The sequence below is a fragment of the Thermaerobacter sp. FW80 genome, assembly GCF_004634385.1.
GTDB classification, from domain to species: Bacteria; Bacillota; Sulfobacillia; order Thermaerobacterales; family Thermaerobacteraceae; genus Thermaerobacter; species Thermaerobacter composti.
This window is the reverse complement of record NZ_CP037895.1, coordinates 1,214,938-1,227,525: the sequence shown is the minus strand read 5'-3', so window position 1 is coordinate 1,227,525 and position 12,588 is coordinate 1,214,938. Positions and strand designations below refer to the sequence as shown.

Below are 12,588 nucleotides of genomic sequence, written 5' to 3'. Positions count from 1 at the left end.
GGGCCCGGTCGCCCTGGACTGCTCCGGCGACCGATCCCCACCCGCGCGGCGCCTCGTCACCGCCGGTGGACGCCGCACCGAGCCGCCTGCGGGGCGGCCAGCCGGCGGACGGCGGATGGTTCAGCCTCCTGCCGACCGGCCACCGGGGCGGGGATCGCCCTCCCCGTCCGGCGCCGGCCCCTCGGCGTGGCCGGCGCCGGGGCCGGCGTCGAACAGCAACCGGGCGCAGTATTCGATGATCTCCCGCCGCCGCACGATGCCGATGAACAGGCCACGATCGTCCACCACCGGGACGAAGCTCTGCACGGCGGCCAGGCGTACCAGGTCGCGGACGTCGGCGCGGATGGAGACCGCCTCGTTGCGCAGCCGTCGCGGCACGTCCCGCACGAGGATGCGCTCCGCCTGGTCGAAGGTGAAGCCCGGCGTGCGCTTGATGAACCATAGGAGGTCGCCCTCGGTGAGGGTCCCTGCGTAACGCCCCTCCTCGTCCACCAGGGGGACGGCGGTGTAGCGGTGGTACTCCATGCGCTCCAGGGCCTGGCGCAGGGTGTTGCGCGGGCTCAGCCACACCACCTCGGCCTTGGGCAGGAGGAAGAAGGCCACGTTCACGGCCATCACCGCCTCCATCTTACCCGCCGCCCGCCGAGGCGCGCCCACCCGCCAGCCGAGGCCCGGGCGTCGAGGAGCAGCGGCGTGGGGGCGCTCCGCACGGGGGAGGAACCGTCCCCCGAGCGCAGAAGCACCCTCTCACCATGGCCACGCCCCGTGCCCTCGCGTCGACGCCCACCGCCCCCCACGCCACCGCAGGCCGGAGCCGCCGCGCCATGGCCGGCGTGCTCATCGGGGCCACCCTGTGGGGCCTCTCGGGCACCGCGGCCCAGCGGCTCATGCAGGGCTACGGCGTCACCCCGCAGTGGCTGGTCACCACCCGCATGCTGGTGGCCGGCCTCTTGCTCCTGCTGGCCGGCCGGTGGCTGGGTGTCCGCGACCGGCTCGCCCCCTGGCGCGACGGCCGTTCCCGCCGGCAACTCATCGCCTTCGCGCTGGGTGGCCTGCTGGGGGTGCAGTACAGCTACATGGCCGCCATCGCCCTGGGCAACGCGGCCACCGCCACGTTCCTCCAGTATCTGGGCCCCGCCTTCGTCACCGTCTACGAGGTCCTGCGGTGGCGACGCCGGCCGCGCCCGCATGAGGTGGCGGCCCTGGTCCTCGCCATGGGAGGCACGCTGCTGCTGGCGACGGGGGGATCCCTCCATCGCCTGGCGGTGCCGGCCGGCGCCGTGGCGTGGGGGCTGGTCTCGGCGCTGACCCTGGCCTTCTACACGGTGGCCGGCGCCAGCCTGCTCCAGCGGTGGCCGCCGGCCGTGAGCGTCGGATGGGCGATGGTCGTCGGGGGTGCGGCGATGGCGGTCCTGGCGCCGCCGTGGTCGGTGGGAGGGCGGGCCGTCGCGTGGGATGCGGCGGCCGCCGGACTCTGGGCGTTCGTGGTGCTGGGCGGGACGCTGGTGGCCTTCACCCTCTACCTGGCGAGCCTTCGCCACCTGCGGCCGTCCCAGACCAGCCTGCTGGCGTGCATGGAGCCGCTGGCGGCCGCGGCATCCGCCACCCTGTGGCTGGGCGTGCCCTTCACCGGCCCCATGGCTGCGGGGGGCGCGGCGGTGATGGCGGCGGTGCTCCTGCTTTCCCGGGAACGTGCCGGCACCGAACCCGGTGAACGTGCCGGCACCCAGCACGAGCTGGCTGCGCCCACGGCCGCCGAGCCGCCCCGGTGACGCCCGGCTACCCGGCCACGTCCCGTACCGAGGCGATGACCCGTTTGTTCCCTCGTCCCCACCCCTCCGTCCCGCGGGGTCCGCCAGCCCGCCTCGGCTGCCGGCGCGACGGCTCACCGCCCCGGGTACACGGGGAGCTCCATCAACCGCGCCCCGGTCCCTCGGGTGGCCGCGAAGAGCAGCGCGGCGGCGATCTCCCGGGGATCGATCCAGCCCCTTCGATCGGCGTCGGGCATCGCCCGTCGGTTGGCCGGTGTGTCTACGACGCCCATGGGGTAGACCACGACCACGCGAATGCCGCCCGTGGGCCCCGCCGGGGTCTCCGACCCCGGCCGCCGCCGGTTCCGCAGCTCCTCGTCCAGGGAGCGCAGGAAGGTCGCCACGGCGCTCTTGGCCGCCGCGTAGAGGGCCGCACCGGGTCCCATCCCACGCCAGGCGGGACCCGACGCGAAACCGGCGAGGAATCCTTCCCCCTGCTCCAGCATCACCGGCAGCACCGCGCGCACGCAGTAGAACAGGGTCCGCACGTTGAGGTCGAAGAGGCGGTCGTACTGCGAGGGCTCCACCTCGTGCACCCGACCCCCGGCGTAGGCGCCCACGGTGTGGATCAGCCCGTCGACCCGCCCCATGTCGTCCCGGACCCACCGGACCAGCGCCTCGGCCTCCGCGAACTGCGTCAGGTCCGCTGTGAAGGACATGGCCCCCAGCTCCCGCGCCCGGGCGGCCAATGCCTCGCGGGCCCGGTCCAGGTCGGCCAGGACCAGCCGTGCCCCGGCGGCGGCGAAGGCGCGGGCGATGCGGCCTGCGATGGCCCCGGCACCGCCGGTGATGACCCACACCTGGCCGGAGAGACCTTCTTCAGGCATGCGTGCTTCCACCTCCCGCGGCGCCACCGCGGCCGTCTTGCCGGGCTCCACGGCCGGAAGGCCCCGCCGTCACCGGGCCGTGGTGAACCGTTCAGTGGTCGTTTTCAGCGGTCGGTGGCGGGCCCCTTTCATGCGGCCTCTTCGGTCGCCTGCGCCGTGGCCGCTTCGACCCGGAAGCGCGCCATCTGCGCCTCCAGCTCCCTCATGGCCCCGTTCAGCTGGTCGGCCAGGTCCGCGATCTGCGCGGCCGCGGCCTTGAGCTGCTCCACGTTGGACGAGACCTGCTCCGCCGCCGCCGCGTTCTCCTGGGTCACCGCCGCGACTCGCTCCACGGACTTCTGCACCTGGGAGGCGCTGGCGGCCATCTCCTCGGTGGCGGCCGTGTTCTCCTCCGTCACCGCGGCCACGGCGTCGAAGGTGCGAACCAGCTGGGACGTGCTCTCGGAGAGTTCGCCGATGGACTCCCGGATGCCCTGCAGGTCGCCGCGAACCCCCTCCGCGGCTTGGAGGATGTCCTCGAGCGCCGTGCGCGTCTCCCCCACCAGCGTGGAGCTCTTGTCGAGCTCCGCCATGACGGCGTCGGTCGCGTCCACCGCCTCGACCGTAGCGCCTTGGATCTGCTCGATAAGGCCGGCGATCTCCCGGGCCGAGTGGGCCGACCGCTCGGCGAGCTTGCGGACCTCGTCCGCGACGACGGCGAACCCCCGCCCGGATTCGCCGGCCCGGGCCGCCTCGATGGCCGCATTCAAAGCCAGCAGGTTGGTCTGCTCGGCGATGTCCGAGATGACGTTGGTGATGTGCCCGATCTGCGCCGACAGCTCGCCCAGGGCGCGCATCCGCTCCGCCGTGCGCGAGGCCGCCTCCCGGATCCGGCGGGCGCCGTCCAGCATCTGCTGGATGACGTCCGCGCCCCGGACGGCGGTGGCGGCCGCTTCCTCCGCCCGCTGGGACGTTCGCTGGGCATTCGCCGTGGCCCCTTGGACCAGCTGGGCGACCCGGTCCAGCAGCTGGTGGGTCGCTTGCAGCTCCGTGGCGGTCTGCTGGGCGCCGGTCGAGATCTGGCCGATGGCTTCGCCCAGCTGGCTGACGGCCTGGCGCATCTCCTCCGACGCCTGCGCCTGCTCGGTGGCGCCCGAAGCGACCTGGGCCACCGCGGCCGCTGCCTCGGACGCACCGGCCGCGGTCTCCTTCGAGGTTTGGGTCAGGCGGGCGGCGATGGTCCGCACCGTCTCGACCGACGCGCCGATGGCCGCCACGATCGCCTTGAAGTTCGCCAGCATGTGGTTGAGGGCCGCGACCGTCTCGCCCACCTCGTCCCGGTTCCCCACCTTCAGCGCGGCGACCGTCAGATCCCCGGCCGCCAGCCGCCGGGCCAAGCCGGCCATGCCGCGCAGGGGGACGAGGGTCGCGCGCAACAGCAACCACACCGCGATCGCACTGGCGACCAGGCCGGCCACCGCAGTGGTCACCATCGTGCTCCAGGCACGGCGCTGGATGGCGCCCTGCCGGTCCGTCGCCTGCTGAGCCAGGGTGTCGCCGAAGGCGACCACCTGGCCGACCACCTCGTTCAGCCGTGAGGCCGGCGCGCCCAGCTCGGCCCGCGCGCGGCGGGCTTCCTCCAAGGCGTAGGATCGGCGGGCCAGGATCGAGCTCACCACGGACTCGTAGGCCCGGGTCGCCTCCTCCAGCTCACCGGCGATTTGGCGCCCCCTCTCGGTGCGCACCAGCCCCTGGATCTGTTCGACCAGCGCTTGGAGTTGGGCGCCCGCCTGTTGGGCCTGCTCGCGCAAGCGCTCGTCGCCCGTGAGGAGGTAGTCGCTGACCGCCGCCTGCTGCCGCTGGGCCACCAGCTGCACCTGATCGCCCAGCTCCTGGACGGTGCGGATGCGTTGGATCTCCTGGGTGGTGGCGATCAGTTGGCGCATGGTGGAAAGGCCTGTGTATGTGACCAGAGCGCCCAGCACCATGACCACGCCAAACGACACGCTGAGTTTGAACGCTATGCCATACCGCCGCTTCACGGGGCCCCTCCCCTTCCCAACCCGGCGTGCGGTGACGTCTTGCGCGGTGCGTCCGACTCTCGAAGCTCGGGCAGTGAAGTCCTCATGCGACTCGAGCGGAGAGGTGGAGTCGGGGAAAGAGGTGGCTCGGCTACACGGCTCCCGCCCCCAGCGACCTGGAGACTCGCCGGCGTTTCTCACCCGTTTCTCACCCGCGGTTATCGACGAGGGAGGCGGCGGATTGAGGGCCGGTTCGTCCGCATGGCCCGGCACATGGAGGGATGGGCTTGGCCATCCGCCAGGCCCCTTCTGCACCCGTCGAGGGGGCCGGGTTGCGTCGCGTCGAAGAGACGGGGTGAGACGGAGACGGCGGGGGCAGAGCGCGCACCCCGCCCCCGCCGAGAATCCGGATGCGCCGTGGCCGTCTCGTGCGATTGGCGCCCGCTGCCGGTGACGTGTCGACCGGACGGACTGCGGAACACCCGGCGCGCCGAACGGTTGGCATCCGGTACGGTCGGTCGGTACGCCGGACCACGGCCCTCGGCTTCAGCACTCGCTGTAGCCGCAGGCCAGGCACTTGCTGCAGCCCTCCTCGTGCACCAGGGCGTGGCTGCCGCACTCCGGGCAGAGGTTCATGCTGAGCTCGCGGCCGTTGCCGCCGGTGATGCGGACCACCGCTCGTTCCGTGGTGGAGGCGCCGGACACCGCGCCAGCCGAGGTCGACTCCCGGGTCGCCGGCTCCGGCTCGCCGTCCCCTGCCTCGCCCGCCGCCGAACGGGCCGCCGCCACCGCCTCCCGGGCCTGCTGCGCCGGATCCGTGGGGAAGACGGTGAGCTGGCCGGCGGCCACCTCGTCGACGGGGTCGCGGTCCACCTTGCCCGCCAGGTAGTCGTCGAGGAACTGGGCGATGGCGTCGGGCACCGACAGCACCCGGTTGGGCCCGAAGCCCACGGAGCGGCTGCCGCCGATGCCCCGTAGCTGCTCCACCACCTCGTGGGGGTCGATCCCCGCGCGGAAGGCCAGGGACACCAGCCGGGCGATGGCCTCGGTGAAGGCGGCCACGTCGGAGCCCGCCTTGCCGATCTGGGCGAAGAGCTCGAACGGGTAGCCGTTGAAGGTGTTCAGCGTCAGGTAGAGGTTGCCCAGGGGCGTGGTGCGCCGCACGGTGAACCCGTTGAGCTTGCTGGGCCGCTCGATGGGCCGGATCTTCCCCCACGTCACCCTCATGGCCCCCGCGTGGCCGGCTGCGGCGCCGGAGCCGGGTCCCGCGGCCGTACCCGACGCGGTGCCCGACGACGCCGCAACCGTCGCAGGCGTGGCCACCGCGGCAGACCGGCCGTCGCCCTCGCCGCCGGCGGCTCGCCCCTTGCCCTCGCCGAAGCCGCGACCCTGCTTGCTCCTCCCGCCGTCGTCCAGCTTGTGCAGCACGCCCTCGCGGCTGCCGTCGCGGTAGTAGGTGATCCCCTTGCACCCCAGCTCGTACGCCAGCCGGTAGAGGGTCCGGACCTGGTCGACCGTGTGCTCGCGCGGCGCGTTGACCGTCTTGGAGATGGCCGCGTCCACGTACTGCTGGATCACGGCCTGCATGCGCACGTGTTCCTCCGGCGTCAGCTGGTCGGCGGAGACGAAGTAGTCGGGCACCGGCTCGTCCGGGTGCTCTTCCAACCACTTCTTGTAAAGCTCGTGATAGACGATGTGGGTGCCCGTCCGGTCCGTCCGCTTGAAGGAGAAGGCGAAGACCGGCTCGATGCCGGAGCTGACGCCGGCCAGCAGGCTCGTGGTCCCCGTCGGCGCCTGGGTGAGCAGGAACCCGTTGCGGATGCCGTGCTCGGCGATCAGCCGGCGGATGTCCTCCGGCAGCCGCTGGATGAACCAGCCCTGGAGGTACTTCTCCTTGTCGAACAGCGGGAAGGGCCCCTTCTCCTTGGCCAGCAGGGCCGAGGTCCGGTAGGCCTCGTCGCGGATCAGCCGGTACACCTGCTCGCAGACCTCGAAGGCCTTCTCGCTGCCGTAGCGGATGCGCAGCTTGATCAGCATGTCCGCCAGGCCCATGGTGCCCAGGCCGATGCGCCGGATGCCGTATCGCTGCGCCTTCTCGTTCTCCGGGAAGAAGTACTCCGTGGCGTCGATCACGTTGTCCAGGAAGCGGACGGCGACGGCCACCGTCTCCCGCAACCCCTCGAGGTCGAGTTCGCCATCGTGGACGAACGCGGCCAGGTTGATGGCGCCCAGGTTGCACACGCCCCAGGGCCCCAGCGGCTGCTCGCCGCAGTTGTGAGCCACCAGGCCGTTGGCGATCAGCGAGTGGGTCACCGGCTCCGTGGTGTCGTACACGTCGGCGGTGCCCGCCGGTTCCACCGCCACCACCCGGGTGATGTAGGTCTCCCGGTCGGAGCGCCGCGCCTTGCCGGCCACGAAGGCCGCTACCTTCTCCTGTTTGCGCGGGCTCAGGAACCCCACCTCGGCGAGGAACCGGTCGCGGTTGGCCTTGTCCAGGATGAGCTCGTACTGCGGGGCGGTGGCGTAGCGCCGCAGCCGACGGCGGCTGTCGGGCAGCCGGCTCTCCCCACCGGCCCGTCGCTCCCGCAGCGCGGCCACGATGCCCAGGTTCAGGAGGAGCAACTGCACGTCCTGCAGCAGCGCCTTCGAGCTGCTGGCCAGGCGGATCGAGCAGGACTTCTTGGCGTCGGTCCGGTTGACGGTGCCGTCGCTGGTGAACAACCCCTGCAGGAAACCCACCACCGCCTCCCGGGGAGCGCGCCACAACGCCTCGGGGACCCGCTTCTCCCGCGCCTTGACGGCCCGGACCCCCAGGCTCTCGAAGAAGGTGGCCACCGTGCTCCCGTACAGCAGCGTCGTGGTGTGGTTCCGGGTGCTGACCGCTCCGCGGACGCCGAACCAGCGGCGGATCCGCTCACGGATCACCGGCAGGACGTCGGCCTCGTCGCAACCGAAGACGAACCCCACCCGGGGCTTGCCTTGATCGCGGTACAGGTAACCGTCGCCCGTCAGCCAGCCCAGCACCTGGCCGAGCTCGCGGCTCCAGGTTCGGGGCGGGGCGGCCTCGCCCCGCTCGATGCGCCCCCGCATGCGGCCGCGGGCGGCCACCGCCCGGTGCCATTCGTCCGGCAGCTGCGGGTCGGCCGGCCAGGCCCCCTCGCCGGACTGCAGGAACAGCACGTCGCCGGGGCGGAGGTCCTTGAGCGCCACGTAGCCCGCCGGCGTCAGGAAGGGATGATCCGGCGTGGCCACCACCTCGAAGCCGTGCTCCGTGACCAGCCGCATGACTTCGGCTTGCCGTCGGGTGAGCATGACCGGCGCCGCCGGACGCAACCGGGTCCCCAGGCGCGGGAAGCCGGCGCCCGCACCCACCACCTGCAGCGCGGCGTCCTCCGCCCGCAGGTCGGTGAGGACGGTGACGGGACGGCCCTCCCGGTAGAGCTCTTCCATGGTCTTGAGCCCTTCCGCGGTGGCCAGGCGCGTGGACCCCACGAAGCAGGGGTTCACGCAGTTGATGCGCTCGCAGTACCAGCTGTTGGAGCGCTTGTTCACCCGCTCCATGAAGACGACGCCCGGCTCCCCCGAGGCCCACGCCGACTCGCAGATCAGCTCCCACAGGTCGCGGGCCCGGACGGTCTTGTACACCTTGCCGTTCCACTTCAGGTCCCAGGGCAGGTCCTGCTGGACCGCCTCCATGAAAGCGTCGCTGATGCACACCGACAGGTTGGCGTTGGTGATCTTGGTCAGGTCCCGCTTGACGGTGATGAACTCCTCGATGTCGGGGTGCTCGTCGTCCAGCATGAGCATCAGGGCGCCGCGCCGGCTGCCGCCCTGGATCACGCTGCCGGTGGCGGTGCTGTAGACCTCCGCCCAGGAGACCGGGCCGCTGGCGGTGCCGTTCACGCCCTTGACGTACGTGCCGCGCGGGCGCAGGGTCGAGAGGTTCACCCCCACGCCGCCGCCGCGGGACATGATCTCGACCATCAGCGAGACGTTCTCCATGATCCCCTTGCGGCTGTCCTCGGGCGAGGGGATCACGTAGCAGTTATAATAGGTGACCTTGTTGCCGGTGCCCGCGCCCGCCAGGATGCGGCCACCGGGCACGAACTTGAAGCCGTCGAGGGCCTGACGGAAGCGTCGTTCCCAGACCTCCCGCTGGCCCGGCTCCTCCACCTCGGCGATGGCCCGGGCCACGCGGTCCCACATCTCCTCCGGCGACGACTCGACCGGCTTCCCGTCGGGACCCTTCCGGGCGTAGCGGTCCAGGAAGACGGTCTTCCGGATCCCCGTCAGTTCCATCGGCGGCCCTCCTCCTCATGGCTGCCAAGAGCTTGTCCCCGTGCCCACGACGCCGCGGCCGCCTGCCCCCGCGGCCCCAGCGCCGAGCAGCCGGGCCCGCACCTCCCAGCGGAAGGGAGGCAAAGGTTCGACGGCACTACGACGCTGGGGCCCCGCCGGTCGCCCCCGCGGCGGTCCCATCGGCGGCCGACGCCGGTGCGTCCCGCGGGACCACGCCGTCCTGGGGGCGCGGCCCGTCGCCCGCGTCCGCCGCCCGGGTGGCGGGCGCCGCGGCAGCAGCGTCGGCGCCGTCGGCCGGTTCGTCCCCCGCCAGCAACCGGTCCAGCTCGCGGCGGAAGGTCTCGATGTCCTTGAACTGGCGGTAGACCGAGGCGAACCGGACGTATGCCACCTGGTCCACGTGGCGGAGGCGCTCCATGACCATCTCGCCGATCACCTTGCTCGGGATCTCCTTCTCGTACCGGCTGCGCAGCTCGCGCTCGATCTCGGCGGCGATGGCCTGCAGGCGCTCCACCTCCACCGGTCGCTTCTCGCAGGCGGTCAGCATCCCGCGCAGGACCTTTTCGCGATCGAACCGCTCGCGGCGTCCGTCGCGCTTGATCACGAAGAGGGGGGTCTGCTCCACCTTCTCGTAGGTGGTGAAGCGCTCCCCACAGCGCTGGCACTCCCGCCGCCGCCGGATGGCCATGCCCTCCTCCGTCGGCCGGGAGTCCAGCACCCGCGTGTCGGGGGCGTGACAGCGCGGGCAACGCACCGACTCACCCCCCCCTTCGCCCCGCTCGCCGGGCACCGGTCGGGCATCGGTCGCGGGCTGCGTCCGTCGGCCCCTGCCCCGCGGAAACCCACCTACATCTAGGCGTCTCGACACGATCATCCACTACATTTTGTTAAAGCACGCCGAGGCAGGCTTCGCCACCCGCCGGGGCCATTCCTGCCGCCCGTGACTCTTCCCGCCCGGACGAGCCGGCTGCGCTCCGGCCGCGCCAGCCGACAACGGAGGGGCGCCCTCGCAGGGGTCGCCGGAGCCCGGCAAACATCCATTCCCCTTGAGCGTGCCCCATCGACGGCGGGGTCGCAAATCGCCGTCGAGGCGCTGACGGCCCGTCCCGCCGCATCCTGGGCCGTTGGCGCCCGTGACGCCGACCGCTTGCAGCATCCGCCGCCTCCTACCCTGGCGCCCAGGGGGTCGTGAACAGCTTGCCGAAACATAGTCAGACATAGGCAAACATATGTGCTATATTTCAGGTATGAAGCTCTCCGAGTGGGCCAAGCGTGAAGGAATCAGTTCCATCACCGCCTGGCGTTGGTGGAAGGCGGGTCGGCTGCCCGTCCCTGCCCGGCAGACCCCATCCGGGACCATCCTCGTGGACCTGCCTGCTCCAGCAAAAGGGAAGACGGTGGTGTACGCCCGCGTTTCCTCTCACGACCAGAAGAGCGATCTCGACCGTCAAGTTGCCCGGGTCACGGCATGGGCAACGGAACACGGGTTTCCTGTGGACCAAGTGGTGACGGAAATCGGGTCCGGGCTGAATGGGAAACGGGCGAAGTTTCGCCGACTTCTGGCCGACGCATCGGTTGCAACGATTGTGGTGGAACACCGTGATCGGTTGGCCCGGTTTGGGGTGGAGTACCTGGAAGCCGCTCTCGCAGCCCAGGGACGGCGGATCGTGGTCGTGGACCCGAGCGAATCAACGGATGACCTTGTGCGCGACATGATTGAAGTGTTGACCTCCTTCTGCGCTCGATTATATGGCCGGAGGGGAGCGCGCAATCGGGCCCTGCGAGCTTTGGCCGCAGCCCGCAGGGGTGATGCCGAATGAAAGTCATTCAAGCGTACCGCTTCGCCCTGGATCCCACACCCCGCCAGGCACGGGCGCTGGCCTCCCACGTGGGCGCCCGCCGCTTCGCCTTCAACTGGGGCTTGGCCCTGGTGAAGGAGCGCCTGGAAGCCCGCGCCCGGGGTGAAGACGTGGAAGTGCCATGGACCCTCGCCGCCTTGCGGCGGGAGTGGAACCGGCAAAAGCACCGCGTCGCCCCCTGGTGGCGGGAGAACTCGAAGGAGGCCTACTCCTCCGGTCTGGACGGACTCGCCCGGGCCCTGCAGAACTGGTCGAAGAGCCGCCAGGGTGAACGCAAGGGCCGCCGGGTTGGATTCCCGCGTTTTCGGAAGAAGGGGCGGGGGCGGGAGTCCGTGCGGTTCACCACCGGCGCGATCCGGGTGGACGACAAGAGCCACGTCGTGCTGCCCCGGATCGGGCGCGTGAAGACCCACGAGCCGACCATGGCCCTGCTCCGGCGCATCGAAGCGGGAACGGCCCGCATCCTGTCCGCCACGGTCGCCCGGGAAGGGGGTCGATGGTTCGTCAGCTTCACCTGCGAGGTGGAGCGGCCGCCGGGCCGGCCCCGGTTCCCCTGGAAAGTCGTCGGCGTCGATGCGGGCGTCCAGCACCTGGCGGTGCTCTCCACGGGGGAGGTCGTGCCCAACCCCCGAGCGCTGGAGAAGAACCTGAAACGGCTGGCCCGGTGGAACCGCGCCCTGGCCCGGCGCCAGAAGGGCAGCCGGGGATGGCAAAAGGCCCGGCGTCGGCTGGCCCGGCTCCATGCGCGGGCCCGGAACATCCGCCAGGATGCCCTTCACAAGCTGACGCACCAGCTGGCGACCAGCTATGGCGTGGTGGTGGTTGAACAGCTGCATGTGGCGGGCATGTTGAGGAACCGTCGGCTGGCCCGGGCGCTAGCCGATGCGTCCCTGGCGGAGATCCGCCGTCAGCTCAGCTACAAGCGCTCATGGTACGGAGCGAAGCTGATCGAAGCGCCGCCGTTCTACCCGAGCAGCAAGCGTTGTTCCCAGTGCGGCGCGATCAAGCCGTCGCTGCCGCTTTCGCAGCGTGTTTTCCGCTGTGAGGAATGCGGGCTCGTGCTCGACCGGGACGAAAACGCGGCCCGGAATCTCGCGGCCCTCGTGGCCGCCGTCGCCGGGAGTGGCCCGGAGACGTTAAACGCCCGCAGACGGGATGGAAGACCTGCCGCAAGGCGGGCGGTCCCGGAGGAAGCGGGAAGCCGGCACCGGCGCATGGCCGGGTAAGACCGGCACCGCCGATCCGCAAGGATCGGCTGCCTGAAACAGATGACGACGTTTCAGGTAACGGTGCAAGCGCCCGGTCAAGGCGCAGACGTCGCCCACCAGCCCCTGACGCAGTCCGCGCGGCTCACCGCGCCGGTCCGGTGGGGCGGTTCGCCGGCGCGGCGGGCGCACGGCACGGGCGGATCACACCCGGGCGGCGGGCCCGGTCGGCCCGGGCGCGACGGGGGTGTGGTCGTCAGCGGCGTCGCGGCGGGTGGCCGTCCCGGGTGGTACGGTCCGGACGGCGCGGGCGCCATGGGGGTGGCGCCACGGTCGGCGTCGCGGCGGGCGGCGCGGGCGGCCGGCCCGGTTCGCCTCGGTCGACGGCCCGAGCCCGTGCCGGCAACATCCGGTGGACGACCCTTGCGGGTGGAAAGACTCTTTGTGTAGTGTGAAGTGGTAGACGTGCGGGGCCCCTGCCGCCAACCGGTCGCCGCCGCCCGGCGGCCGCGGGCCGTTGCTGGCAGCTCGCCCCGGCCCCGCAGCTGCGCCGCCACCTCGAGGGCCCGGAAGCCGGTGGCGGGCGG

At 71.8% G+C, this 12,588-nt stretch carries 8 protein-coding genes; 3 read left to right on the top strand and 5 right to left on the bottom strand.

Translation table 11 applies throughout. From position 1 onward, the window contains the following. Positions 1 to 120: 120 nt before the first annotated feature. Positions 121 to 627, bottom strand: a complete 507-nt coding sequence (locus E1B22_RS05255; RefSeq protein WP_243123757.1) for a CBS domain-containing protein — start codon at positions 625 to 627, stop codon at positions 121 to 123. 125 nt (positions 628 to 752) lie between these two features. On the opposite strand from E1B22_RS05255, the gene E1B22_RS05250 reads away from it, so the two are divergent. Next, positions 753 to 1,772, top strand: coding sequence for a DMT family transporter (locus tag E1B22_RS05250; protein ID WP_243123756.1), 1,020 nt, complete (start codon positions 753 to 755; stop codon positions 1,770 to 1,772). A 113-nt stretch (positions 1,773 to 1,885) separates the two neighbouring features. Here the strand turns inward: E1B22_RS05250 and E1B22_RS05245 are convergent, their stop codons facing one another. From E1B22_RS05245 to nrdR, 4 genes are all read right to left on the bottom strand, one after another. Further along, the gene (locus E1B22_RS05245; protein WP_135224844.1) at positions 1,886 to 2,638 is read right to left on the bottom strand and encodes an SDR family oxidoreductase; all 753 of its coding nucleotides are present in this window, start codon (positions 2,636 to 2,638) and stop codon (positions 1,886 to 1,888) included. Positions 2,639 to 2,766: 128 nt separating this feature from the next. Beyond that, on the bottom strand, positions 2,767 to 4,659 hold the full coding sequence (locus E1B22_RS05240; protein ID WP_135224843.1) for a methyl-accepting chemotaxis protein: 1,893 nt from the start codon (positions 4,657 to 4,659) through the stop codon (positions 2,767 to 2,769). A gap of 525 nt (positions 4,660 to 5,184) precedes the next feature. Then, positions 5,185 to 8,937 carry an LAGLIDADG family homing endonuclease gene (locus E1B22_RS05235; RefSeq protein WP_135224842.1) on the bottom strand — a complete coding sequence of 1,251 codons (3,753 nt, stop codon included), beginning with the start codon at positions 8,935 to 8,937 and terminating at the stop codon, positions 5,185 to 5,187. A 136-nt stretch (positions 8,938 to 9,073) separates the two neighbouring features. Continuing rightward, entirely contained in the window at positions 9,074 to 9,691 is a 618-nt protein-coding gene (gene nrdR, locus E1B22_RS05230; RefSeq protein ID WP_135224841.1) for a transcriptional regulator NrdR, read from the bottom strand. Between the two features lie 493 nt (positions 9,692 to 10,184). Here nrdR and E1B22_RS05225 point away from each other — a divergent pair, with 493 nt between their 5' ends. Then, positions 10,185 to 10,757, top strand: a complete 573-nt coding sequence (locus tag E1B22_RS05225; RefSeq protein WP_135224840.1) for an IS607 family transposase — start codon at positions 10,185 to 10,187, stop codon at positions 10,755 to 10,757. Further along, the gene (gene tnpB / locus E1B22_RS05220; protein ID WP_135224839.1) at positions 10,754 to 12,022 is read left to right on the top strand and encodes an IS607 family element RNA-guided endonuclease TnpB; all 1,269 of its coding nucleotides are present in this window, start codon (positions 10,754 to 10,756) and stop codon (positions 12,020 to 12,022) included. Before E1B22_RS05225 ends, tnpB begins: the two co-directional genes overlap by 4 nt. The last annotated feature ends 566 nt before the right edge of the window (positions 12,023 to 12,588 follow it).